This window comes from Arthrobacter sp. TMS2-4 (assembly GCF_054511075.1).
Map to the genome: position 1 here is coordinate 1 of NZ_JBTNDI010000008.1, position 23,464 is coordinate 23,464.

General features: G+C 70.4%; 21 protein-coding genes and 1 riboswitch. Of the genes, 9 read left to right on the forward strand and 12 right to left on the reverse strand.

Features of this window, described 5'->3' with window-relative positions; genetic code table 11:
- Positions 1–168 precede the first annotated feature (168 nt).
- From ACX80F_RS11275 to ACX80F_RS11290, 4 genes are all read right to left on the reverse strand, one after another.
- Positions 169–1,260, reverse strand: a complete 1,092-nt coding sequence (locus ACX80F_RS11275) for an alkene reductase (RefSeq protein WP_459336489.1) — start codon at positions 1,258–1,260, stop codon at positions 169–171.
- A gap of 150 nt (positions 1,261–1,410) precedes the next feature.
- Positions 1,411–1,863, reverse strand: coding sequence for a hypothetical protein (locus ACX80F_RS11280; RefSeq protein WP_459336490.1), 453 nt, complete (start codon positions 1,861–1,863; stop codon positions 1,411–1,413).
- Positions 1,864–1,979: 116 nt separating this feature from the next.
- Positions 1,980–2,825, reverse strand: a complete 846-nt coding sequence (locus ACX80F_RS11285) for an NAD-dependent epimerase/dehydratase family protein (protein ID WP_459336653.1) — start codon at positions 2,823–2,825, stop codon at positions 1,980–1,982.
- Between the two features lie 20 nt (positions 2,826–2,845).
- On the reverse strand, positions 2,846–3,850 hold the full coding sequence (locus ACX80F_RS11290) for an aldo/keto reductase family protein (protein ID WP_459336491.1): 1,005 nt from the start codon (positions 3,848–3,850) through the stop codon (positions 2,846–2,848).
- A gap of 146 nt (positions 3,851–3,996) precedes the next feature.
- Between ACX80F_RS11290 and ACX80F_RS11295 the strand changes: the two genes are divergently transcribed.
- Both ACX80F_RS11295 and ACX80F_RS11300 read left to right on the forward strand, forming a co-directional pair.
- The gene (locus ACX80F_RS11295) at positions 3,997–5,070 is read left to right on the forward strand and encodes a lipid II:glycine glycyltransferase FemX (protein ID WP_459336492.1); all 1,074 of its coding nucleotides are present in this window, start codon (positions 3,997–3,999) and stop codon (positions 5,068–5,070) included.
- Between the two features lie 100 nt (positions 5,071–5,170).
- Positions 5,171–6,802 (forward strand): threonine/serine exporter family protein, encoded by a 1,632-nt coding sequence (locus tag ACX80F_RS11300; protein ID WP_459336493.1) that lies wholly within the window; start codon positions 5,171–5,173, stop codon positions 6,800–6,802.
- A 134-nt stretch (positions 6,803–6,936) separates the two neighbouring features.
- Here the strand turns inward: ACX80F_RS11300 and ACX80F_RS11305 are convergent, their stop codons facing one another.
- On the reverse strand, positions 6,937–7,632 hold the full coding sequence (locus ACX80F_RS11305; protein ID WP_459336654.1) for a uracil-DNA glycosylase: 696 nt from the start codon (positions 7,630–7,632) through the stop codon (positions 6,937–6,939).
- Between the two features lie 212 nt (positions 7,633–7,844).
- Between ACX80F_RS11305 and ACX80F_RS11310 the strand changes: the two genes are divergently transcribed.
- The 3 genes from ACX80F_RS11310 to groL all read left to right on the forward strand — a co-directional run bounded on the left by ACX80F_RS11310 (position 7,845) and on the right by groL (position 10,960).
- Positions 7,845–8,150: a DUF3263 domain-containing protein gene (locus ACX80F_RS11310; RefSeq protein WP_199278340.1), complete on the forward strand. Its 306-nt coding sequence runs from the start codon at positions 7,845–7,847 to the stop codon at positions 8,148–8,150.
- A 42-nt stretch (positions 8,151–8,192) separates the two neighbouring features.
- Entirely contained in the window at positions 8,193–8,810 is a 618-nt protein-coding gene (locus tag ACX80F_RS11315) for a LytR C-terminal domain-containing protein (protein ID WP_459336494.1), read from the forward strand.
- Positions 8,811–9,325: 515 nt separating this feature from the next.
- Positions 9,326–10,960: a chaperonin GroEL gene (gene groL, locus ACX80F_RS11320; protein ID WP_459336495.1), complete on the forward strand. Its 1,635-nt coding sequence runs from the start codon at positions 9,326–9,328 to the stop codon at positions 10,958–10,960.
- A 386-nt stretch (positions 10,961–11,346) separates the two neighbouring features.
- Here the strand turns inward: groL and ACX80F_RS11325 are convergent, their stop codons facing one another.
- The 6 genes from ACX80F_RS11325 to ACX80F_RS11350 form a co-directional block, all read right to left on the reverse strand.
- Entirely contained in the window at positions 11,347–11,637 is a 291-nt protein-coding gene (locus ACX80F_RS11325; protein ID WP_459336496.1) for a WXG100 family type VII secretion target, read from the reverse strand.
- Positions 11,638–11,698: 61 nt separating this feature from the next.
- Positions 11,699–13,294, reverse strand: a complete 1,596-nt coding sequence (locus ACX80F_RS11330) for a sensor histidine kinase (protein WP_459336497.1) — start codon at positions 13,292–13,294, stop codon at positions 11,699–11,701.
- Between the two features lie 10 nt (positions 13,295–13,304).
- Positions 13,305–14,015 carry a response regulator transcription factor gene (locus ACX80F_RS11335; protein ID WP_459336498.1) on the reverse strand — a complete coding sequence of 237 codons (711 nt, stop codon included), beginning with the start codon at positions 14,013–14,015 and terminating at the stop codon, positions 13,305–13,307.
- Between the two features lie 59 nt (positions 14,016–14,074).
- Positions 14,075–15,730 carry a DNA repair helicase XPB gene (locus ACX80F_RS11340; protein ID WP_459336499.1) on the reverse strand — a complete coding sequence of 552 codons (1,656 nt, stop codon included), beginning with the start codon at positions 15,728–15,730 and terminating at the stop codon, positions 14,075–14,077.
- Positions 15,723–18,152, reverse strand: a complete 2,430-nt coding sequence (locus tag ACX80F_RS11345; protein WP_459336500.1) for a helicase-associated domain-containing protein — start codon at positions 18,150–18,152, stop codon at positions 15,723–15,725. Before ACX80F_RS11345 ends, ACX80F_RS11340 begins: the two co-directional genes overlap by 8 nt.
- Positions 18,153–18,232: 80 nt before the next feature.
- Positions 18,233–18,523, reverse strand: coding sequence for a hypothetical protein (locus ACX80F_RS11350; RefSeq protein WP_459336501.1), 291 nt, complete (start codon positions 18,521–18,523; stop codon positions 18,233–18,235).
- Positions 18,524–18,689: 166 nt separating this feature from the next.
- Between ACX80F_RS11350 and ACX80F_RS11355 the strand changes: the two genes are divergently transcribed.
- Genes ACX80F_RS11355 through ACX80F_RS11365 form a run of 3 tightly spaced genes read left to right on the forward strand, consistent with a single transcriptional unit; the run spans position 18,690 to position 21,036 of the window.
- On the forward strand, positions 18,690–19,073 hold the full coding sequence (locus ACX80F_RS11355) for a cold-shock protein (RefSeq protein ID WP_459336502.1): 384 nt from the start codon (positions 18,690–18,692) through the stop codon (positions 19,071–19,073).
- A gap of 9 nt (positions 19,074–19,082) precedes the next feature.
- The gene (locus ACX80F_RS11360; RefSeq protein ID WP_459336503.1) at positions 19,083–19,724 is read left to right on the forward strand and encodes a DUF3027 domain-containing protein; all 642 of its coding nucleotides are present in this window, start codon (positions 19,083–19,085) and stop codon (positions 19,722–19,724) included.
- Between the two features lie 34 nt (positions 19,725–19,758).
- Positions 19,759–21,036 carry an MFS transporter gene (locus tag ACX80F_RS11365; RefSeq protein ID WP_459336504.1) on the forward strand — a complete coding sequence of 426 codons (1,278 nt, stop codon included), beginning with the start codon at positions 19,759–19,761 and terminating at the stop codon, positions 21,034–21,036.
- A gap of 54 nt (positions 21,037–21,090) precedes the next feature.
- Here the strand turns inward: ACX80F_RS11365 and serC are convergent, their stop codons facing one another.
- Entirely contained in the window at positions 21,091–22,215 is a 1,125-nt protein-coding gene (gene serC / locus ACX80F_RS11370; RefSeq protein ID WP_459336505.1) for a phosphoserine transaminase, read from the reverse strand.
- Between the two features lie 250 nt (positions 22,216–22,465).
- Between serC and ACX80F_RS11375 the strand changes: the two genes are divergently transcribed.
- A complete protein-coding gene (locus ACX80F_RS11375) occupies positions 22,466–23,164 on the forward strand; it encodes a metal-dependent transcriptional regulator (protein WP_459336655.1) in 699 nt (232 codons plus the stop codon).
- 130 nt (positions 23,165–23,294) lie between these two features.
- A riboswitch (cyclic di-AMP (ydaO/yuaA leader) is annotated at positions 23,295–23,462 on the forward strand.
- Positions 23,463–23,464: the final 2 nt, after the last annotated feature.

The following is a 23,464-nucleotide window of genomic DNA, read 5'->3' on the forward strand; positions in this document are numbered from 1 at the left end:
CCCCCCCCCCCCCCCCCCCCCCCCCCCCCCCCCCCCCCCCCCCCCCCCCCCCCCCCCCCCCCCCCCCCCCCCCCCCCCCCCCCCCCCCCCCCCCCCCCCCCCTCCCCCCCCCCCCCCCCCCCCCCTCCGGTGTGCTGGTGCGGGTGCCGGCCGGCGCCCGCGGGTGTCCTAGCCGGCTTGCGCCGTGCCGTCGTAGAACGGGTAGTCCGTGTATCCCTCGGCGCCGGTCGAGTAGAACGTGGCCGGGTTCGGCTCGTTCTCCGGCAGGTTCTCCTGCCACCGGCGGGCGAGGTCGGGGTTCGCGATGGCGGGACGGCCGACGACGACGGCGTCGCCCACCCCGTCCTCGAGGATGGCGATGGCCTCGTCACGGTTCGTGATCACGCCGAACCCGCTGTTGATCAGGACGGGACCGCCGAAGCGCGTCCGCAGATCCTGGACCAGTTCCCCCGTGGGATCGGCGTGGAGGACGCTGAGGTAGGCGAGCTTCAGCGGGCGGAGGGCGTCGACCAGCGTGCCGTAGGTCGCGTGGACGTCGGCTGCCTCCGTCTCGAGCGCGTCCTGGATGTTGTGCGCCGGCGAGATCCGCAGGCCGACCTTCTCCGCGCCGACCTCTGCCACGACGGCCGTGACGAGCTCGATCAGGAACTGTGCACGCTTCTCGGGTGATCCGCCGTAGGAGTCCTCGCGCAGGTTCGACTCGGGGGAGAGGAACTCGTGCAGCAGGTAGCCGTTGGCCCCGTGCAGTTCGACGCCGTCGAATCCTGCGACGTCGATGGCCTTCCGCGAGGCGGTGACGAACTCGTCGATGATGCCCGGAAGCTCCTCGGTGGTGAGGGCGTGCGGCACCGGGTACGGCTGCTTGCCCGTGCGGGTGCGCGTGACGCCGTCGATGGCGACGGCGCTGGGGGCCACCACCTCGTGCCCGCCGTTCGTGTCGGGATGGGTCACCCGGCCCGCGTGCATGACCTGCGCGACGATCCGCCCGCCGTCCGCGTGGACGGCGTCCGTGACCCGCTTCCAGCCCGCGAGCTGCTCGTCCTCGACCAGGCCCGGCTGGCCCGGGAAGCCCTGGCCGGCGTGGCTGGGGTAGGTTCCCTCGCTGACGATCAGGCCGAGGGAGGCGCGCTGCCGGTAGTGCTCGACGACGAGGTCGCCCGGGATGCCCGCGTCCCCCGAGCGGACCCGGGTGAGCGGCGCCATCACCACGCGGTTCGGGAGTTCGAGCGTGCCGAGCGTGAGGGGGGAGAACAGTTTCACGAGGTCCTACTTTCCGGTCGATGTCTACTGGCGGCAACCGGGGCCCACCGGGGCGTATTCCGGATGTGTGCTGCGTCACGGGCTCCGGATGCGGGGACGACGAAGCCCCGGGGTGTACCCGGGGCTTCGTCGTGCATCGCGCGGTGGGCGCTACTCGCTGTCCTGCTCGTCGATCGCGCTCAGCGGGGAACCTCCGCGGTTCGCGGGATCGTCGCTGGCGTCGACCTCGTCGTCCTCCATCATGCCGAAATCGACGTCGGCGGCGGCCTCGCCGAGCATCGGCTCCTCCGGTGGGTACTGCTCGTCGCCGTGCTCGTACCGGGCCTCGGCGGTCTCGGTGCGGAGGGTCTGGTCGCTGAGGATGCCTTCCTCGCCGACGATGGCGGCGCCGTTCTCATCGGCGACGGCGCCGGTCACCCCGGGTTCGTCCTGCAGCAGGGGGTCCTCCTGCCAGTGGTCGGGGTCGACCTCCGCGGCACCCTCGTAGCTGTCCGGCCGGCCCTCGAGGACCGGATCGAACGCTTCCGGTGCGAGCGCATCGTTCGGCACCTCGGGCTCTTCGTCCAGAATGGTCAGTTCCTCGTCGGGAAGGTTTTCGGTCATCGTCTCTGCCTTTCGTCGGTGCTGCGCATCAAAATCATCAGCCTACTGATGATCGGGTCCGGGCGACAGTTCGCACTGTGGCCCGGACCGTCGAGCACCTGCTGGGGTGGGTCGACCTAGACGTGGTCGCGCCAGCTGTGCCTGGGCTCGTACCCCAACGTCCGCCGGGCCCTGTCGATCGAGAGGAGCGTCTCGTGCTCGCCCACCTCGCGCGTCAGTTCCACCCCTGGGAACACCTCGGCCGCCAGCTCCGCGCTGGCACGGCTCATGACGGTGTCGGCGGCCGCAATGATGAAGCGGTCGAAGCCCGGCGCCGCGTTCTCGAGGGCCTTCGCCACGGCCTGGGCGCCGTCCCGGCCGTCGATGTAGCCCCACAGGTTCCACTTCCTGGCAGTGGCATCCGCGTCGAAGGACGGGAACTCGGCATAGTCCTCCGGGTCCATGACGTTCGAGAAGCGCAGCGCCGTGATGCTCAGCTGCGGATCCCAGCGCGTCAGCTCGATCGCCAGCTGCTCCTCGAGGTGCTTGACGAGGGAGTAGGTGCTCTCGGGCCGGGCCGGGTACTCCTCGTCGACCGGGATGTACGGGGGCGGGGTGTCGAACGGCAGCCCCAGCACGGTCTCACTGGAGGCGTACACGACCCGCTTGATGCCGGCCCGCCTGCAGGCCTGGAAGACGTTGTAGGTGGCGGTCATGTTGTTGTGGAAAGTCGCGGCGTCCGCCTGGAGACCGGGAGCCGGGATGGCCCCGAGGTGCACGACGGCGTCGAGGCCGGAGTGCCGGTCGTCGACACCGAGGAGCGCATCGAGGACCTGGCCGTAGTCCCGCAGGTCGATGCGAAGGAAGGTAGGGGTGCGCTCGCCGTGCTGGTCGAGTTCGAGGACGGAGTGCCCGGCCTCGCGCAGGCCGCGGACGACACTGCGTCCCAGCTTCCCGTTGGAACCCGTGACCGCGATGGTCAGGGGGCCGGTCGCCGCCGCCATCAGACGGGCCGCGTCTCGGGGGAGACGGTCTTCGCCACGTCCGTCTCGGCGAGGTCACCGATCGCGTCGTCGATCGCCGCCAGGACGTCGTCCTCGAGCGTCACGCCCGCGGCGACGGCGTTCGACTTCACCTGCTCGGGCCGGGAGGCGCCGATGATCGCGGAGGCGACGTTCTTGTTCTGCAGCACCCACGCGATCGCCAGCTGCGCCATCGTGAGACCCACACCGTCGGCGATCGGCGCGAGCTTCTGCACACCTGTGAGCACCTCGTCGCTCATCCAGCGCTTGATCATGTCCGCGCCGCCCTTGTCGTCCGAGGCCCGGGTGCCCTGCTCGGGCTGGGCACCCGGCGTGTACTTCCCGGTCAACACGCCCTGGGCGACGGGCGACCAGACGATCTGCGACAGCCCGAGTTCCTCGGACGTGGGGACGACGTCGCCCTCGATGACGCGCCACAGCATCGAGTACTGGGGCTGGTTGGAGATGAACTGGAAGCCCAGGTCCTTCGCGAGGGCGTGGCCGTCGCGGATCTGCTGGGCCGTCCACTCGCTGACCCCGATGTACAGGGCCTTGCCCTGGCGCACGATGTCAGCGAACGCCTGCATCGTCTCCTCGAGCGGCGTCTCGTAGTCGTATCGGTGCGCCTGATAGAGGTCGACGTAGTCCGTCTGCAGGCGCTGCAGGGACCCGTCGATCGACTCCATGATGTGCTTGCGGGACAGCCCGACGTCGTTGTGCCCCTTGGGTCCGGTGGGGCCCCAGACCTTCGTGAAGATCTCGAGCGACTGGCGCCGCTCGCCCCTGAGCGCTTCACCGAGGACGGTCTCCGCCGCGGTGTTCGCGTACACGTCCGCGGTGTCGAAGGTGGTGATGCCGACGTCGAGCGCCGCACGCACGCACTGGGTGGCGACGTCGTTCTCCACCTGCGATCCGTGGGTGAGCCAGTTGCCGTACGTGATTTCCGAGATCTTGAAGCCGCTGTTGCCGAGGTATCTGAAGTCCATAGCGCCGATGCTAGCCACCCCGACGGGGCGAGTACAGGAAAAACGGTTCCCGAGGCAACCAGTGCGTCATGCGACGCGAAGAGGTAGTGCGCAGCCGCTAGACTTGTGCGCGTCCTTCGGTAGCCCCCACCCGTGAATGAGGAATCTTGGTCGACTTCAGCGCTCGCTTCGCCACCGGGACGGAGCAGCGGGATTGGGATTCGCTCGTGACCGGGAACCCCGGCGGGGGCAACATGCTTTCCTCCCTCGCGTTCGCAGAGGTGAAATCCCACCACGGGTGGCGGCCGCGCTTCGTGGTCCTCGACGGTCCGGGATACACCACCCACACCCTCGTCCTGGAGAAGAAGGTCCCCGTCACCGGGGCGCTGTGGTACCTCATCAAGGGCCCGGCGGTCCCCGACGCCGACCATGTGCCCGCCGCGGCACGCGCCGTCGCCGACCTGGCCCGCAGGGAAGGGCACAACGTCTTCGCGATCAAGGTGGAACCGGACCTCGTGGACGGCCCGGAGGTGCGGGACACGCTGCAGGCTGCGGGACTCGTCAAGACCTTCAACCTGCAGCCCAACGACAGCACGGCCATCCTGGACACCACCCCGGACGCGAACCAGCTCCTCCGGAACCTCCACTCGCGCGGTCGCAACGCGGTCCGCAGGGCCATCCGTGAGGGCGTCGAGGTCCGGCGCATGGAGCCCACGCAGGAGACCTTCCAGGCCATGTACTCGCTCATGGCCCACATCGAGGACCGATCGGCCGCGCGCATGCGCTCGTTCGAGTACTACAGCCGCTTCTGGCAGAACTTCGTCGACGCCGGGCAGGGACGCTTCTATTTCGTGTACGAGGACGGGCAGCCCTCGGTCGGCGCGTTCGTGGTCAACTACGGCACGAAGGGCACCTACAAGGACGGCGGGTCCCGCCCGGGGAGGACCCAGTACGGGGACTCCCATCTCGTGCAGTGGCAGGCCATCACGGACCTCAAGGACGAGTTCGGGATCGTCGAGTACGACTTCTGCGGCACTCCGCCGAGCGACCGGCTGAAGGACAAGGACCATCCGCACCACGGCCTGGGACTGTTCAAGACGAGCTTCACCAAGACGGTGACGGATTACGCCGGGTGCTACGACCTCGTGGTCAGCGGGTGGAAATACCGTGTGTGGAACACGATCGGGGAGCGTGTGGCGCGTCAGATCTACTGGCGACGCACGCATCAGCCGTTCTACTGAGCAAGGGCCCGCGGAGGGCGCGGTGATCGACGCATGAAAGGCCGCTGTGAAAGACGGTTCGACCCCGGCGGATGGGCCCCGGCCCCCTGATCCGTCGCCCATGGCGGAGGCGCTCCCGGTGATCCGGCGGCCCTTCGACCCCTCCGACGACGAGAAGCGGCAACTGGCGGCCGGCACGGGAGGGACCGGCCGGAAGGGCAGGCCCGCGGCGCCACCGAAGCGTCCGCCGTCGGAACCCAGACCCCCCCGGGCGTCCCGTCAGCGGCAGCCCGTCACGAGGCCCACGGATGCGCTGCCCACGACGCCGCAGAGCGTACCGTCGTCGAGCCGGTCCAACGCGGCGGCCCGGAATGTGCTCCGCCGCCTCGTGCAGGGCGAGGCTCCGCCAACCCAGGCGATGAGCATCGTGGAGCGGCTGGCCGGCAGCCCCTACGCGAACCCGACGATCCAGGTCGGCGGGCCCGACGCCGGTGCACGCAAGGCCCTCGACTTCGCCCTGAACCTCGCCGAGACCATGTTCCGGTACGGTGCGGGCGCCCTCGAGGTCGAGACGAGCATCATCGCGGTCACGGCCGCTTTCGGCCTCGACCACATCGAGGTGGACATCACCAACCAGTCGGTGATCATCAACTACTCGGCGAAGGACCAGACGCCGACGACGGTGCTGCGGGTGGTCCGTTCGTGGACGAACAACTACGCGGGGCTCACGGCCATCCACCGGCTCGTCTCCGACATCGCCGACGGCGGGGTCTCCCGTACCGAGGCCGCCCAGCGGCTCGACGAGATCACCCACCGGCCCAAACCCTTCCCGCGCTGGATGGTGACCGCCGCGTTCGGCATCTTCTCCGCGGCCATCGTGGCTTTCGTCGGCGGGACCCTGCTCGGCTCGCTCGTCGGCTTCATCAGCTGCATCCTCGTCGACCTGGTCAGCCGCAAGCTGGGGGAGTGGCGCGTCCCGGAGTTCTTCTCCGTGGCCACCTCGGCCGCGCTGGTCACCCTTATCGCGATGCTGTTCTGGTGGCTCCAGGTGCCTATCACCCCCGCCCTGGTGGTGGTGGGCGGCATCCTGCTGCTCCTGCCGACCGGCCGGCTCGTCTCGGCCACCCAGGATGCCATCAACGGATTCCCGGTCACGGCCGCGGGCCGGTACCTCTCGGCGATCCTCGTCTTCGCGGCGCTCGTGGCCGGCATCGCCGTCGCCCTCGTCGCCGGATCGGCGATCGGGATCCCCGCGCTCGACGTCTTCGAGGCGACCGGCAGCCAGTATCCGTGGCCTGTGGTGGCGGTGTTGACGTTCGTTGCCGTGGCCATGATCTGCATTGCCGAGCAGACCGACGTGAAGCTCGTGATCCCCACGTCGCTCGTCGCCGTCGCCGGATACCTCCTCATGATCAGCGCCGTGGCGGCGGGCGTCGGGTACCGGCTGGCGCCCGCTCTCGCGGCCATCCTGATCGGTGGACTCTCGCGTGTCGTGGCCCTCCGGCTCGGCGCCCCGCAGCTCGTGGTCGCGGTTCCCGCCGTGCTGTTCCTCTACCCCGGCCTGTCCATCTTCCGCTCGATGTACATGCTGACCACCGAGTCCGAGATCATGTCCGACGGCGCGCTCGGCCTCTTCAACGCCCTGACGGTGGTGCTGGCGATCGCGGCGGGCGTGGTCCTCGGGGACAACCTGGCACGACCGTTCACGCGCAAGCTCAGCTCCGACGAGCGGCAGCGGAACAGGCGGCGGTAGTCGGGCGCCGCGCCGCCGCGGGGCGCGAGCAGCTGGGTGCGACGACGGCGGTGGCACCTCTGGACGGGCGCGGCGGCACCCGGGTGCGACGACCGGGCGACGCCTGGGTGCGCCCGATGCCCTCTGCGGCCCGACTAGGTACGCGTCCAGTCGATCGGGTCGGCGCCCTGCCGGGCCAGGAGGGCGTTGGTGCGTGTGAAGGGCCGGGAGCCGAAGAACCCGCGGGAGGCCGAGAGCGGGCTGGGATGCACCGACTCGACCGTGGGCGTGGTGCCGAGCAGCGGCTTGAGGCGGAGCGCGTCCTTGCCCCACAGGATGGCCACGAGCGGCCCGCCCCGCGCCACGAGCGCACGGATCGCGGCGTCGGTCACGTCCTCCCACCCCCACCCGCGATGCGACGCCGCCTCGCCGGCGCGGACGGTCAGCACGCGGTTCAGCAGGAGGACACCCTGATCGGCCCAGCCGGACAGATCGCCCGACGCCGGCGGTTGCGCGCCCGTGTCGGAGGCGAGCTCGCGGTAGATGTTCGCGAGGCTGCGGGGAATCGGCCGGGTCCGCGGATCGACGGCGAAGCTGAGCCCCACGGCGTGACCGACGGTCGGGTACGGGTCCTGCCCCACGATGACCACCCGCACGCTGTCCAGCGGAGTGACGAAGGCGCGAAGGATCAATGCCGCGTCCGGCAGGACCCGACGCCCGCCGTCGAGCTCCTCCGTGAGGGACGCCGCGAGGCGGTGGAGGACCGGCTCCACCGGTTCGAGCGCTTCCGCCCAGTCGGCGGACACGAGGTCCCCGATACGGGCGGGAGCAGCGAAGGGGAAGGCGGACATCCCCGGCGCCTGCGGGCCGTCGTTCCCCGGGCCGGTGGTATCGGCGCCGCCACCGGCAGGGTGGTCCGGAAGGTCGAACAGGGTGGGGTCGGCGGGAGTCATGACCCCATTCTCGCCCGGGCGGCCGGACCGTGCCGGTCGAATGACAGTGGTGTCATTCCCTACTACCATGGAGTGACAGTTGTGCCCGCTGAAGGAAGGCGACAGGGGAGATGGCCGAGCCACAGCGGCATTCGGACGACGCGACGTCCGGGACGGACGACCGGCTGGCCCTGGGCGACCGCGAGCAGCGGATGCTCGCCCTCGAACGCGAATGGTGGAAGTACTCCGGCGCCAAGGAACAGGCGATCCGCGATCTCTTCAGCATGTCGGCCACCCACTACTACCAGGCGCTCAACGCCCTCATCGACACCGAAGCGGCCCTCGCGCACGACCCGATGCTCGTCAAGAGGCTGCGACGCCTCCGGTCCACCCGGCAGAAGGCACGCTCGGCCCGCCGGCTCGGCGCGGACATCTAGTACGTCCCGCCATCTCCGACGAGCGAAGGACCACCCACGCCCATGACTGATCACCCGCGGGACGAATTCGACCGCGTCCCCGCATCGTCCGCACGCCAGGGGGTCCACCGCGAGCGGCTCGTCCCGGCACGGTCGAGCGGCCTCGGACTCAAGATCACCGTCGTGGTCCTGGCCCTCCTGATCGGTCTGGGTGCGTTGTTCCTCCTTCCCCGCCTCGGCCTCACGGGAGGGAGCGACGCAGTGACGCCGTCGTCAAGCCCCGCGGTCTCCGCGACGGAGGGCCGAGAGGCGACGACGGAGCCTTCGGGTACAGCCTCCGCCGGTCCGACGGGCGAGCCGAGCGGGACGGCGACCGCCGGAGCGTCCGCCGATCCGGCGGGGACGGCGGACCGGGCCCAGACCGTCAACGTCCTCAACGGCACGGGCTCGCCGGGACTGGCGACGGTGGCGGCAGGGCGGCTTGCCTCGGCCGGTTGGACGTCGGCTCTCCCCGGGAACTGGGCGGGTGCCCCCGTGGACGCTTCCGTCGTCTTCTACAACGGCGAGGATCAGCGAGCCGACGCGGAAGCCGTGGCCGAGGACCTCGACATCACGAATCTCGTCGAGAGCACCGATGTCTCGCCCGCGATCTCCGTGGTCCTCGGCCCCGGGTATCAGTAGCGATAGCGCCTCCGGCCCCGGTCCGGCGTTCTGCAGGGCCGGGGCGACAGGGTTGGTGGCCCCGCCGCCCCTCAGGGCGAACCCTCTGCGGTGCCTTCTGCTGGACCCGCAGTGAGACGCATCATGAGTCGACCGCCTGATGATGCGCCCGGGCCACGGGGCAAAGTCCCCTGACGCCCTCCGCTCGGGTGGCCGTCCGCACAGGTGCCCGTCGGACGCCCGTGATGCGGGTCCGGTCCCGGGGCTGTCCGCAGACGCAGCGGGTGAATCGAGCACCACCGGGCGGCCCGGGCGGGTTGCACTCATAGGGTGGGAGTGCTAATTATTGAGTTAGCACTCGCGCGCGCAGACTGCTAAGACTGTGCGTGGCGCGTGAAGCAGGCAAACCTCTGTGGTGGGGGCGGGGCAGGAGCGTGAAAGAGATCGTTCCGGCGTCGCCCGGCCGTCGCGGGCACCACACGCAGGCAAGCATTCACATGCTGAAATGCAACCGTCCCGAAAGGACCTAAGCCGTTATGGCCAAGATCATTTCTTTTGATGAAGAGGCCCGCCGCGGCCTCGAGCGGGGCCTCAACATCCTCGCTGACGCCGTCAAGGTGACCCTCGGCCCCCGTGGCCGCAATGTCGTGCTCGAGAAGAAATGGGGTGCCCCCACCATCACGAACGACGGCGTGTCCATCGCCAAGGAGATCGAACTCGACGATCCGTTCGAGAAGATCGGCGCGGAGCTCGTCAAGGAGGTCGCCAAGAAGACGGACGACGTCGCAGGCGACGGAACCACCACCGCTACCGTGCTCGCCCAGGCCCTGGTCAAGGAAGGCCTGCGCAACGTCGCGGCCGGTGCCGACCCCCTGAGCCTCAAGCGCGGCATCGAGAAGGCCGTGCAGGCCGTCACCGAGGAGCTGCTCGCTTCCGCCAAGGAGATCGAGACCAAGGAGCAGATCGCTGCCACGGCCTCCATCTCGGCCGGCGACAACGAGATCGGCGCCCTGATCGCCGAAGCCCTCGACAAGGTGGGCAAGGAAGGCGTCATCACCGTCGAGGAGTCCAACACCTTCGGGCTGGAGCTCGAACTCACCGAGGGCATGCGCTTCGACAAGGGCTACATCTCGGGCTACTTCGTCACTGACGCTGAGCGCCAGGAGACGGTCCTCGAGGATCCCTACATCCTCATCGTGAACTCGAAGATCAGCAACGTGAAGGATCTCGTCGCCGTCCTCGAGAAGGTCATGCAGTCGGGCAAGCCGCTGCTCATCATCGCCGAGGACATCGAGGGCGAAGCCCTCGCTACCCTCGTCGTCAACAAGATCCGCGGCACCTTCAAGTCCGTCGCCGTCAAGGCTCCGGGCTTCGGTGACCGTCGCAAGGCGCAGCTCGCCGACATCGCCATCCTCACCGGTGGTCAGGTCATCGCAGAGGAGGTCGGCCTCAAGCTCGAGACCGCCACCCTCGACCTGCTCGGCACGGCCCGCAAGGTCGTCGTCACCAAGGACGAGACCACCATCGTCGAGGGTGCCGGCGACGCCGACGCCATCGCCGGGCGCGTGGCCCAGATCCGTGCCGAGATCGACAACTCCGACTCCGACTACGACCGCGAGAAGCTGCAGGAGCGCCTGGCCAAGCTGGCCGGCGGCGTTGCAGTCATCAAGGCCGGCGCCGCAACGGAGGTCGAGCTCAAGGAGCGCAAGCACCGCATCGAGGACGCCGTCCGCAACGCGAAGGCGGCCGTCGAGGAAGGCATCGTCGCCGGTGGTGGCGTGGCCCTCATCCAGGCCGGCGCCAAGGCGTTCGCGAACCTCAAGCTCACGGGCGACGAGGCGACGGGCGCGAACATCGTCCGCGTCGCCATCGACGCACCGCTCAAGCAGATCGCCTTCAACGCGGGCCTCGAGCCCGGCGTCGTCGTCGACAAGGTCCGCGGCCTGCCCGCCGGCCACGGCCTGAACGCGGCCACCGGCGAGTACGAGGACCTCCTCGCCGCCGGAGTCAACGACCCCGTGAAGGTCACCCGCTCGGCCCTGCAGAACGCGGCGTCGATCGCTGGCCTGTTCCTCACCACCGAGGCCGTCGTGGCCGACAAGCCGGAGAAGGCAGCACCTGCCGGCGGCGGCGACGACATGGGCGGCATGGGCGGTATGGGCGGCTTCTAGTCCCCACCGCCTGCGCGGAACCCGCGCAGAGCACGCACACAGGGCGGCATTCCCGGACACGGGAGTGCCGCCCTCTGCATGCCTGGACACTCTGCAGTACACCGGGCGAAGGCGCCTGCTGCGCGTACCACCGATGCCGCCGTGCCGGTCCGGCGCCACCGGGCTCGGTATCGCCCGTTCGGTTCCGCTCGGTTCGGTTCCGCCCGACTCAGCTATGCCCGACTCAGCTATGCCCGACTCAGCTATGCCCGGCTCGGTTCCGCCCGGCTCAGCTATGCCCGGCTCGGTTCCGCCCGCTCAGGTCCGCCCGGCTCGGTTCCGCCCGGCTCAGCTATGCCCGGCTCGGTTCCGCCCGCTCAGGTCCGCCCGGTTCGGTTCCGCCCGGCTCAGCTCATGAACATCCGGGCGTTGCTCTGCTCGGCGTCGGCGTACTGCTGCGTGGCGACGGTCAGCGCCTGATTGATGCCGGTCAGCGATTCCTCGACCTGCTGCTGCGTGGCCCGCCACTGCAGGATGAGCTGCTGGAAATTGGTGGCCGCCTGCCCGGTCCAGAGGCCCTCGAGTTCACGCAATCCGGCCTGCATCGAGTTCACCTCCGCCTGCAGCCTCCCGATGGTGCCCTGGACCTGGCCGCTCTTGGCGGCCAGGCTGTCGGTGTCTACGTTGAAGAATGCCATGTCGTGCTCCCGTGTTCGCGCTTCCCTGACGTCGTCGACGCTAGGGCACGGAGCCGGACGATCAGCGGGCGTCCCCCCGTTTGTGGACAACGGGCTTCGTCGGCGGAGCCTGGGGAGGAGTGATGGGGTTCGGGGGGTCCTGGTGGTCGGAGTCGGGATTCCGGGGCACGACCGACGCCTCGTCCGCCGTGTCGTCCCGCACCGGTGCGTCCTCGTCGGCGGTCTCCCCCTCCAGGGGGACGTGCGGAAGGCGGATCGACAGGGTCGCGCCGCCGCCCCGCGTCTCCTCGAGCCTCACGGTGCCGTCGTGCTGTGCCACGAGAGCAGCGACGATCGCGAGGCCGAGACCCGTGCCGCCGGTCTCGCGGTGACGGGAGGTGTCTGCCCGGTAGAAGCGCTCGAAGACCTTCGCGGCGTCGTCCTCGGAGATCCCGGGACCGTGGTCGCGCACCTCGAGGACCGAGTCGCTGTGACCGTGCAGCACGGGCGCGACACCCACCGCGATCTCGATCGGCGATCCGGCGGGCGTGTACCGCAGCGCGTTGGTCATCAGGTTCGCGACGACCTGCCGGAGCCGGGCCTCATCGCCCCGGGTGGGGGCGGGGCCGGGGCTGCCGCCGTCGAGCCCGATGACGGAGATGGTGCGATCGGGCGCAGTGGCCCGCGCGTCGAAGGCGGCATCGTGGCCGAGCACCGTGAGGTCCACGGGCTTCACGTCGGGGCGGCGCTGCTCGTCGATCCGTGCGAGCGTCAGCAGGTCCTCGACCAGCTGGCCCATGCGGATCGCCTCGCTCTCGATCCTGCCCATCGCCGCGGCGACGTCCTCGTCCTTCTGCAGGGCGCCGTGCCGGTACAGCTCCGAGTAGCCGCGGATGGTGACGAGTGGCGTCCGCAGTTCGTGGGACGCGTCGGCGACGAACCGCCGCATCTTGGTCTCCGACGCGGTCCGGGCGGCGAAGGCCCGCTCGATGTGCGCGAGCATCGCGTTGAGGGAGCGGGAGAGCCGTCCGATCTCGGAGGCAGGCCGTTCGACGGCGACGCGGCGGGACAGATCGCCGGTCGCGATCGCTGCTGCCGTCCGTTCCACGCGGGCGAGCGGGGCGAGCTGACGTTTCACCGTCACGAAGGCGATGAGTGAGGCAAGCGCCGTCGTGACGAGGCCGGAGGTGAAGATGATCTCCTTCGCCTCCTGCAGGGATTCGTTCACCGTGTTGAGCCGGGAGGCGATCGCCAGGTACCCGTCCGTATTGGCGAACCGGAAGACCCGCACGCGCCACTCCTGGCTGTCGGCGTCGGTGCTGGGCACGTCGAAACCGGCGCCGTCGAGGGCGATGATGCGTTCCTGCGTCATGCCCCCGAGATCGGGCACGTCGACGGCGTCGTCGGACTGGTTGGCCACGACCACGTCGCCGTCGCTGTCGAGCAGGGCGGCGTAGTACCGCAGCACGGCACCGTCCGCCTGGGGCTCGGTCGAGTAGATGTCGTTCGCGACGGTCCTGGCGTTGTTCCACAGGTCCTGGTCGACGCGGTCCACCAGCCCGTTACGCAGGAGGGAGACAGTGGCGAGGCCGGTGATGCCCACCGTGACGATCATCAGGAGCATGATGATCGCCACGAGCTGCGAGCGGAGGGACGCCGCGTTCCAACGCTTGATCAAGTCGCCGGTGCTACCGCTTGTCGGGGGTGCGCAGGAGATAGCCCACGCCGCGCTTGGTCTGGATCAGCGCGACGGCGTCGGGGTTCCGGTCGATCTTGCGCCGCAGGTAGGAGATGTAGGACTCGACGATCGACGCGTCGCCGTTGAAGTCGTACTCCCAGACGTGGTCCAGGATCTGGGCCTTGGACAGGACGCGGTTCGGGTTCATCATGAGGTACCGCAGGAGCTTGAACTCGGTGGGGGAGAGGTCGATCGTCTCTCCGTTGCGCCGGACCTCGTGTGCGTCGTCGTCGAGTTCCAGGTCGGCGACCCGGATCACGGCGTCGTCGTCCTCGAGCGGGTGGGTGCGGCGCAGGACGGCACGAATGCGCGCGACCACCTCGTCGAGGCTGAACGGCTTCGTGACGTAGTCGTCGCCGCCGACCGTGAGGCCCGTGACCTTGTCGTCGGTGTCGTCCCGCGCGGTCAGGAAGACGACGGGGAAGTGGCGGCCGGCGGCGCGGAGCCGCCGCGTGACGGTGAAGCCATCCATGTCGGGGAGCATGACGTCGAGGACGGCGAGGTCGGGATTGTGCGTCTCGGCGGCGGCGAGGGCGTCCCGGCCGTTGGCGGCGGCGACGACGTCGAAGCCGGCGAAGCGCAGCGACGTCGACAGGAGTTCGCGGATGTTCGGTTCGTCGTCGACGACCAGGAGTTTCGCTTCAGGGCCTGTTTTCTTCACTCCCCCAGTATCCTCATGCTGGCTGGGAATAGGCTGGACCGTCCCTGAAAGACTGCTTATCAGTCCCTGGGCTCCTTGTCCCCGATGCCCGCCGCGTCGAGGATGCGGTACGCGTAGCCCTGCTCCGCGAGGAAACGCTGGCGCTTCGCCGCGAAATCCTGGTCGAGGGTGTCCCGCGCCACGACGGTGTAGAACCGCGCCGCCCGGCCGTCGGCCTTCGGGCGGAGCAACCGGCCGAGGCGCTGGGCCTCCTCCTGGCGGGACCCGAACGAACCGGAGACCTGGATCGCGACGGACGCCTCCGGGAGGTCGATCGAGAAGTTCGCGACCTTCGACACGACGAGCACCGCGATCTCGCCGGTCCGGAAGGCGTCGAAGAGCCGTTGCCGCTCCTTCACGGGGGTCTCGCCCTTGATGACGGGGGCGTCCAGGCGTTCCGCGAGGTCGTCGAGCTGGTCGATGTACTGGCCGATGACGAGCAGTTGCTCGCCCTGGTGCACCGCAACGAGTTTCTCCACGACCCCGGACTTGGTGTCCGACGTCGCGCACAGGCGGTACTTGTCGCCGTCGTCGGCCATCGCGTATGCGACCCGCTCGTCCCGCGGCAGGTCGACGCGCACCTCCACGCAGTCTGCGGGGGCGATGTATCCCTGCGCCTCGATGTCCTTCCAGGGGGCGTCGTAGCGCTTGGGTCCGATGAGCGAGAAGACCTCGCCCTCGCGGCCGTCCTCGCGGACGAGCGTCGCGGTGAGGCCGAGCCGGCGGCGTGCCTGGAGGTCCGCCGTCATCTTGAAGATGGGCGCCGGGAGGAGGTGCACCTCGTCGTACACGACCAGGCCCCAGTCGTTGGCGTCGAGCAGTTCGAGGTGCGGGTACAGGCCGCCGCGCCGGGTCGTGAGGACCTGGTACGTCGCGATCGTCACGGGGCGGACCTCCTTCACGGCGCCGGAGTACTCGCCGATCTCCGCCTCCGTCAGGGACGTCCGCTTGATCAGCTCGTCCTTCCACTGCCGCGCGGACACCGTGTTGGTGACGAGGATCAGCGTGGTGGTCTGGCTCGTGGCCATCGCGGCGGCACCGACGAGGGTCTTGCCCGCGCCGCACGGCAGGACGACGACGCCGGAGCCGCCCGACCAGAAGTTCTCGACCGCGAGCCGCTGGTACGGGCGCAGGGTCCAGCCGTCCTCCTCGAGCACGATCGGGTGCGGCGTCCCGTCCACGTAACCCGCGAAGTCCTCCGCCGGCCAGCCCAGCTTGAGCAGGAGCTGCTTGAGCTGTCCGCGCTGGGAGGAGTGCACGACGACGGTCTCGCCGTCGATCCTGGGCCCGAGGAGGGGCTGGATCTTCTTCGCGTGCAGGACCTCCTCGAGGACGGGGTAGTCCGTGGTGCGCAGCACGAGCCCGTGCTGCGGGTCCTTCTCGAGCCGGAGGCGCCCGTAGCGGGACATCGTGTCCTCGATGTCGATCAGGAGGGCGTGCGGCACGGGGAACCGTGAGTACTTCAGGAGGGTGTCGAGGACACGCTCGGCGTCGAGGCCGGCGGCGCGCGCGTTCCAGAGCCCGAGGGGCGTGAGCCGGTAGCTGTGCACGTGCTCGGGTGCGCGCTCGAGCTCGGCGAACGCGGCGATCGCATGGCGCGCCTCGGTGGCCTGCTCATGGTCCACCTCGAGCAGGATGGTCTTGTCGCTCTGGACGATCAGCGGCCCGTCAGCCATCGGCGGCGCTCCCTTCGAGGATCTCCACGTCCATGACGCGGTGTAAGGACACGGTTTTCTCCACCTTTTTCTCGGGATCGAACACGCGCAGGCGTCCTCCCGACACCGAGATGGGAACAAGGACCTCGCGCACGTGATTCCCCTCGCTGTCGGCGGTGCCGAGCCGGATCGGGCTGCGCGACCGGATGGCCGCCCGCAGCGTCTCCAGTCCGAGGAGCGTCTCGCTGTCGGCGGCACCCCCCGGATCGGCGGAGCCCGGGCGGGGAGCGCGGAGGGCGGCCAGTTGCGCCGTGATCTCCTCCTCGGCGACCGACCACGGGTTGAGCCGGGAGCGGAGCTGGTCCGGTGCCACCCTGGCGGGAGGGGGAGTCCCGGCCGTCCCGCCGGGGACGGGCCCGACGGCGGTCGCGGCGTCCGAGGCCGGCGTGAAGCCGAGGTCCCGCAGGAGGCCGGTCAGTTCCTGGGCGGAGGCGGGGGAGACCAGCACGGTCGGCGCGATCTGCACGATGCCGAGCACCGCGGCGCGCGGGTCCGCCAGGACGGTGGCGGCGACGGCGTCATCCTCCGTGCGCAGGTAGCTGCCGGCACGACCGACGCGGAGGCTGCCGTACCGGGATGCCGTGTCCTCGACGAGATACGTCAGGGCCTGCGGGATCCCCGTCGCGGAGTGCGTGCGGAGGAACGCGAGGATGGAGGATGCGTCCTCCCCGGCGTCGAGGGCTGCACGGATGGAATCGGCGGAGAAGCGGTACGTCGTGGCCGGTCCCTGGCCTTCGGGCGTCGACAGGCGCAGGAGGCCCCGCGCCACCTCGGGCTGCAGGTAGCCGGGCGCGACGGCGGTGAGGTCGGCCTGCAGCACCACGTGCGAGACGGCATCGGGCAGGGAGTCCCGCACACCGCGGGTTGCATCCTCGAGGCGTCCCTGGGCGACGAGCCGGCCGGCCTCGGCGAATGCCCCGCCGCCCATCAGGCCGAGGGCGGCGGCCTCCGTCATCATTCCCGGGATCAGCCGGGCGAAGCGCCGGTGCAGGCGCGGCTGGTGCCAGGTGGCGTGCCCGACGACGGCCTCCTCGGTCAGGAGCGGGACGGCGGCCGCGCCGGTGCCCGTCGGAGTGTCGGCGGCCCCGGCAGTGTCCCCGGGGGTGTCCGACAGTTCGAGGGCGACGGCGAGGAACCGCTGGCGCACCATCGGCGCATCGGGCCGGGAAGCCTCCGCGGCGAGGGCGTTGACGGAGGTGCCATCCGGCAGCTTCGATCCGACGAGCGCCGGGGCACGGTCGACGGCGAGCCACCCCTCGACGAGCAGCTGCCACTGGGCGTCCCGGTCCAGGGCCTCCCAGGTGCCAGGTCGGGTTGTCTTCCATCGGGAGTCGTCCGGGTCGAGGACGAGGAGCCCGACGGCGGCCGCGAGTTCGAGCAGCCAGGCGGCCTCGCCGTCGCCGCACTGGACGGCCTCGCGGATGCGCCGCAGCTCGCGTACGCCCACCCCGCCGGAGCGGAGGGTGGAGACGGGGGAACCGGCGACGACGTCGAGCAGGGACCCCATGCGGCGCAGGGTCTCCGCGATCGCGCCGAAGGCCGCGTTGTCGCGCATTGGTGCGCGCGTGGTGCGCGCCACGGCGGTCGGCGGCTCCAGGTCGAGGGAGGCGAAGACGGCGTGGCCGCGGACGGCCCTGCCGACGCCGCGGGGGAGTTCGACGTGGAGGGCGTCCAGCGGTGCCAGCAGGCAGCGGTCCAGGAGCCACTGCACCGCGGGCTGGGCACCGCCGTCGCCCCCGGTCGCGGTCGATCCGACCGGGGTGTCACGGAGGCGCGCGAGCAGGGTCGCGGCTTCCTCGGGGGCGTCGGCCATGACGCGGTCCCACGCGTCCGGGTCCGCGGTGACGGCCTCGAGCACCCGCGCCGCGGCGGCCGACGTCTGCGCCTGGCTCCCGGAGCCGGGGTCGAGGACCGCGGCGGCGCGGACGAGCGCCGGACCGAACCGCGGGACGGACCGGGCAAGGGTCCGGAAGGAGCGGCCGAGACCCGCCGGATAGGGCGCCACGGCGTCGGCCATCGCCCCGACGGGACGAAAGCCCTCCGCCGCGGACCCGACCAGGAGGGCGCGCCGGGTGAGATCGGCGAGGATCGTCTCGACGGCGTCGGTGCTCTCCTGCGACAATGCGGCGGCGAGGCGGGACAGCGGCACCGCGGCGTCGTCGTCCTCGGTGAGGACCACGAGGGCTTCGAGGACCTGGAGCTGGGGCCGCGTGACGTTGTCCAGGGCCCGCTGCAGGCTCATACGCGAGGATGCCCGGGCGGCGAGCGCGGCGAAGTCCGGCACCGGGGGAAGGATGAGGTCGGGCCGGACGGTGAGGAGGCGGCGTACGTCGTCATCGCTCCGGAGGGCCAGCTGGTCGGCCAGTGCTCGGATCGCGGACATCACTCCAAGATTACCCGGCGGCGCCGACACCGGTCCGGGACCCGTGCCCGCCCGGTGTGCAGCGTCCGCCGGGCGTCGTCTCAGGACTTCCGGCGGAAGAGGGCGGACCGGATGAGCAGCGAGACCATGAGGAGGAAGGCGATCGGCAGGCAGAAGTAGCTGACGAGCACGAAACCGGGCCACACCGTGCCCTGCACGAAGGCCGTCGCGAGGATGGCCCCCAGGGACACCAGTCCGACCCCGGCGAAGACGACCGCGAGGACCACGACCAGGAACCACCCACCTGAGAGCCGTCCGTCAGCGCCCTCCGGCCCTGCTGTGATGTCGGGGTGGTCGGAGGCTGGGTTCGAGGCCGGTTCGTCAGGGGTCATAGCCGTCCCAGACTACAAGAACGGCGGGTGGGAGCCGGTGACGCTATACCCTAGGACACACAGACTTCCCGGCGGCAACAGCGCGCCCGGGTGCCAGGCGGCCTGCGTGGACCGGGCCAGGGCCGCCGCTGACACCGCCCGGTACGGCCAAGAAGAGGTAGACGACGTGCCCATCGGCAAAGTGAAGTGGTTCGACGCGGACAAGGGATTCGGATTCCTGGCCACGGACGACGGCAAGGAAGTGTTCCTGCACGCCTCGGCCCTGCCCGCGGGCGTGACCGAGGTCAAGGTGGGGGCGAAGCTGGAGTTTGGCGTCGCCGATGGTCGTCGCGGCCCGCAGGCCCTCTCCGCGCGCATCCTCGAGCAGGCCCCCTCCGTGGCCAAGGCCAGCCGGAAGAGCGCCGACGACATGGCCGTCATCACGGAGGACCTCATCAAGCTGCTCGACGGCGTCTCCAACGGTCTCCGCAAGGGGCGCTATCCGGAGAAGACGCACGCGACGAAGGTCGCGGCCGTCCTCCGCGCGGTTGCCGACGACCTCGACGCGTAGGCTTCGATCATGACCCCGAGCAATCTGGACGCCGTCGACGGTGCACCCTCGACCGCAACCGATGCGACACCCGACGGCGTCGGGACCGGTGCACCCGGCGTCGTCGAGGCCGCCCGCAAGCCGCGCGTGGCCCGACGCATCCCCAAGACCGACTCCGTCCTCGAAGCCGCCGTGGAGCGGGCGCGCCAGGGCGTGCTGGAGGTCGCCCCGGAAGCGCAGGTGGGCCGCCACGTGTCGGCCACGATCGACGGGGAGCGCCTGGTCACCCACCGGTTCGAGGCCTTCGTGCCCGGGTACGGCGGCTGGCAGTGGTACGCGAGCGTGGCCCGCGTGGCGCGGAGCAAGGACGTGACGGTGTGCGAGGTGGGGCTGCTCCCCTCCGAGGCTTCCCTGCTGGCGCCCGAGTGGCTGCCGTGGTCGGAGCGCGTGCGGCCCGAGGACTCGCAGCAGGAGGATGCAGCGCCCCAGGAGGGGGCTTCGCCGTCGGCTGCTGCCGGAGACGCCGCGGCCCCTGGGGGATCCGGCGCGGCCGACGGGGCCGGAAGGGCGGACGCGGGTGCCGGTGCGGGCACGGCCGACGCCGACGAGCCACCGGTGGCCGGGAAGGACGAGTCGGAGACCTCCGCCGCGGACCGGCCCCACGCCGAGTGATACCCCTGGGGTGCCGGACCGGACGGGGAGGCGCATGAGCACCTTCCGATCCCTCGGCATCCACAACTACAGGCTCTGGTTCGTCGGTGCCCTGATCTCGAACATCGGCACGTGGATGCAGCGGACCGCGCAGGACTGGCTGGTCTACGACATCCTCACCGAGCAGAACGCGTCGGCGCTCGGGATCGTCATGGCCCTGCAACTGGGGCCCCAGCTCGTCATCGCCCCGTGGGCGGGCCTCATCGCGGACACGGTCGACCGGCGGAAGCTCCTCGCCACCACGCAGGTGGCCATGGCGCTGCTGGGTGTCGGTCTCGGGCTGATGGTCCTCCTCGACGTGGCTGTCCTGTGGCACGTCTACGCCTTCGCCCTGGCGCTGGGCGTCGTCTCCGCCTTCGATGCCCCGGCCCGGCAGGTGTTCGTGTCGGACCTCGTACGCGACGAGTACCTCCCCAACGCCGTGGCGCTCAACAGTGCCTCCTTCAACGGGGCACGCCTCGTGGGCCCCGCCATCGCGGGGCTGCTCACCGCGGGCGTGGGGCCCGGCTGGGTGTTCATGATCAACGCCCTGACGTTCGGCGCCATGGTCTACGTGCTGCTCGTGATGCGCAGCTCCGAGCTGAACGCGCAACCCCGGCCGGCGCCGGGCAAGGGGCGCATCAGGGCGGGATTCCGCTACGTGCGGCACCGGCCGGACCTGATGATGGTTCTGCTCGCGATCTTCATCGTCGGCACCTTCGGACTGAACTTCGCCGTGTTCATCGCGGCCATGGCGCGCACCGAGTTCGGTCAGGGCGCAGGGGTCTTCGGGGTGCTGTCCTCGGTGATGGCCGTGGGCTCCGTCGCGGGCGCCCTGCTCTCCGCACGGCGCGACAGGCCGCGCCTGCGGTTCATCTTCGGAGCGGCTGCGGCGTTCGGGATCTCGTGCGCGCTGGCCGCGCTGGCCCCCACGCTGGTGCTCTTCGGAGTGGCGCTCGTGCCCGTGGGATTGTTCGCGCTCACGCTCATGACGAGCGCCAACGCCTACGTGCAGACCACCACGGAGCCGGCCATGCGCGGGCGCGTGATGGCCCTGTACTTCGCGATCTTCCTCGGGGGGACACCGCTCGGTGCGCCCGTGGTGGGTTGGGTCTCCGACATGTTCGGCCCGCGGTGGAGCCTCGGGGTCGCGGCGGCCTCGGGTCTGGTCGCCGCAGGTGCGGGGATCTTCTGGGCCTGGCGCTATCACGACGTGCGGCTGCGCTACGACCGCTCGGCGCCCCGGCGCCTGCGCATCGACCACGCGGCCGACACGCCCGACCCCGCTCCATAGGCCGGTGCGCCCGGGCTGGGTCCCGCCGTTCGCGCAGGCCGCTGCGGCGTGCTCCTACAGGAGGTGCTCGACCACGTGGTCGATGCACCCGATGAGGGCGGAGACGTCGTCGGGCTCGATCGCCACGAACGTGGCTACCCGGAGCTGGTTGCGCCCCAGCTTCCGGTACGGCTCGACGTCGACGATCCCGTTCGCGCGGAGGATGGCGGCGATGCGGGCGGCGTCCACGGAGTCGTCGAAGTCCACGGTCACGATCACGTTGGAGCGGTCCTCGGTCCGGGCCACGTACGGGCTCGCCACGGGGGAGGCATCCGCCCAGCGGTACAGCCGCCCCGCCGAGTCCGCCGTCCGCGCCGCGGCGAAGGGCAGGCCGCCCTGCGCGTTGAGCCACTGCACCTGGGCGTCCAGCGTCACGAGGGTCGCCAGCGACGGCGTGTTGTAGGTCTGGTTGAGGCGCGAGTTGTCGACGGCGGTCTGCAGGTTGAGGAAGTCCGGGACCCACCGGTCACTCGCGGCGATGCGTGCGGCACGCTCGAGCGCTGCGGGGGAGAACAGGCCGAGCCACAGTCCGCCGTCGGACGCGAAGTTCTTCTGCGGTGCGAAGTAGTACACGTCCGCCTGGGAGACGTCGACGTCGAGCCCGCCCGCTGCCGAGGTGGCATCGACGAGGACGAGCGCCCCGTCGTCGGCGCCCTCGACCCGCTGGACGGGTGCTGCCACGCCGGTGGAGGTCTCGTTCTGCGGCCAGGCGTAGACGTCGACCCCCGCCTCCGCCGTCGCGTCCGGTCGGGTTCCCGGCTCGCTCGTGAGAACACTGGAGGCGTCGAGGAACGGTGCCTTGGTCGTGGCGGACGCGAACTTGGAGCCGAACTCCCCGAAGGAGAGGTGCTGGGCCTTCCGCTCGACGAGCCCGAAGGTCGCGACATCCCAGAACGCCGTCGATCCGCCCACGCCCAGAACCACCTCGTACCCGTCGGGGGCGGTGAAGAAGCTACTGAGCCCCTCGCGGACGCGGCCCACGAGGTCACGGACCGGGGCCTGCCGGTGGGAGGTCCCGAGAAGGGAGGCGCCGGCGGCGACCAGGGCGTCGACCTGGCCGCTCCGGACCTTCGACGGACCCGCACCGAAGCGCCCGTCCGAGGGGAGGAGGTGTGCGGGAATGCGGGGCGATTCGCTCATGGGGGCTCCAGCTCTGGGGCGGCGGGGTATCGACCTCATTCTGCCCCAGCGGCTGACGGCCCTCCATTTGTTAACGCCGTCCGGGAGGCATGCCCCGGCCGACGGTCCCGACGTATCCAGGAATTGCCGGGCCCACGATGCCATGCGTTAACCTTGGGAGGCGTGGGGCGGAGCCGGGCTGATGGCCGCACCCCTCACCGGCGTGAGGCATCCAGCCGCGCACCCGCACCGCACCAAGGAGCTGAACCGCATGACGGACCTCATCGACACCACCGAGATGTACCTGCGGACCATCCTTGAGCTCGAGGAAGAGAACATCGTCGCGCTCCGTGCGCGCATCGCCGAGCGGCTGCGCCACTCCGGCCCCACCGTGTCCCAGACCATCGGCCGGATGGAACGCGACGGCCTCGTGGTCGTCTCCGGAGACCGGCACCTGGAGCTTACGGAGATCGGCCGACGCCGTGCCACCGGCGTCATGAGGAAGCATCGTCTCGCTGAGCGACTGCTGAGCGACGTGATCGGACTCGACTGGGCGTACGTGCACGACGAGGCATGCCGCTGGGAGCACGTCATGAGCGAGCGGGTGGAGCGCCGGCTGTACGAGCTCCTCGGCAAGCCCTCGGACTCCCCGTACGGTAACCCGATTCCGGGCCTGGCTGCGATCGGTGGCGTGGAGGCGGAGCAGTTCACTGACGGCGTCGTCACGCTGCTGTCCGCGATGGCCACCTATACCCCCGGCAGCCTGGTCACGCTCGCCCGCCTCGCAGAGCCCATCCAGGTGGATCCCGAACTCCTCACCCAGCTCGACGAGGGCGGACTGCGCCCGGGTGCACGACTCAGCCTCGAATCGGTGGGGGGCTACGTCTCGGTGCGCGTCCCCGGCGTCGAGGGGGCCCTCGAACTGCCGCCCGAGGTCGCCGCACACGTCTTCGTGTCACTCGAGGACTGACCGGAACACACGGGTCGTCACCAGAAACACACCATTTCGTGATCGGAATGTGACATACCTCGCGTCGTGCTGTAGCTTTCAACTCGTGCCGGACTCGCTACGAATCGGGCACTCTCCTGCGAATCGCCTAGCTCTGCCATCGCCGGGGGTCCGTCCGCACCATCGCATGGCAGAGGCGGGGGAACCAATTCTGGGTCTCTGACAAGAGATCCTCGGGGTTAAGTCGCTGTTTCCGCAGCGGCCGGGTGACTCCCATCCGAATCCGACAGCTCACCTCGCAGGCGTTGGGAGAGGCAATCC

Coding starts and splice junctions, on each gene's coding strand:
- ACX80F_RS11280 (WP_459336490.1), bottom strand. CDS start 1,863: ATGACCGAAAACCTTCCCGACGAGGAACTGACCATTCTGGACGAAGAG.
- ACX80F_RS11290 (WP_459336491.1), bottom strand. CDS start 3,850: ATGGACTTCAGATACCTCGGCAACAGCGGCTTCAAGATCTCGGAAATC.
- ACX80F_RS11300 (WP_459336493.1), top strand. CDS start 5,171: ATGGCGGAGGCGCTCCCGGTGATCCGGCGGCCCTTCGACCCCTCCGAC.
- ACX80F_RS11305 (WP_459336654.1), bottom strand. CDS start 7,632: ATGTCCGCCTTCCCCTTCGCTGCTCCCGCCCGTATCGGGGACCTCGTG.
- ACX80F_RS11310 (WP_199278340.1), top strand. CDS start 7,845: ATGGCCGAGCCACAGCGGCATTCGGACGACGCGACGTCCGGGACGGAC.
- ACX80F_RS11315 (WP_459336494.1), top strand. CDS start 8,193: ATGACTGATCACCCGCGGGACGAATTCGACCGCGTCCCCGCATCGTCC.
- groL (WP_459336495.1), top strand. CDS start 9,326: ATGGCCAAGATCATTTCTTTTGATGAAGAGGCCCGCCGCGGCCTCGAG.
- ACX80F_RS11325 (WP_459336496.1), bottom strand. CDS start 11,637: ATGGCATTCTTCAACGTAGACACCGACAGCCTGGCCGCCAAGAGCGGC.
- ACX80F_RS11340 (WP_459336499.1), bottom strand. CDS start 15,730: ATGGCTGACGGGCCGCTGATCGTCCAGAGCGACAAGACCATCCTGCTC.
- ACX80F_RS11345 (WP_459336500.1), bottom strand. CDS start 18,152: ATGTCCGCGATCCGAGCACTGGCCGACCAGCTGGCCCTCCGGAGCGAT.
- ACX80F_RS11350 (WP_459336501.1), bottom strand. CDS start 18,523: ATGACCCCTGACGAACCGGCCTCGAACCCAGCCTCCGACCACCCCGAC.
- ACX80F_RS11360 (WP_459336503.1), top strand. CDS start 19,083: ATGACCCCGAGCAATCTGGACGCCGTCGACGGTGCACCCTCGACCGCA.
- ACX80F_RS11365 (WP_459336504.1), top strand. CDS start 19,759: ATGAGCACCTTCCGATCCCTCGGCATCCACAACTACAGGCTCTGGTTC.
- serC (WP_459336505.1), bottom strand. CDS start 22,215: ATGAGCGAATCGCCCCGCATTCCCGCACACCTCCTCCCCTCGGACGGG.
- ACX80F_RS11375 (WP_459336655.1), top strand. CDS start 22,466: ATGACGGACCTCATCGACACCACCGAGATGTACCTGCGGACCATCCTT.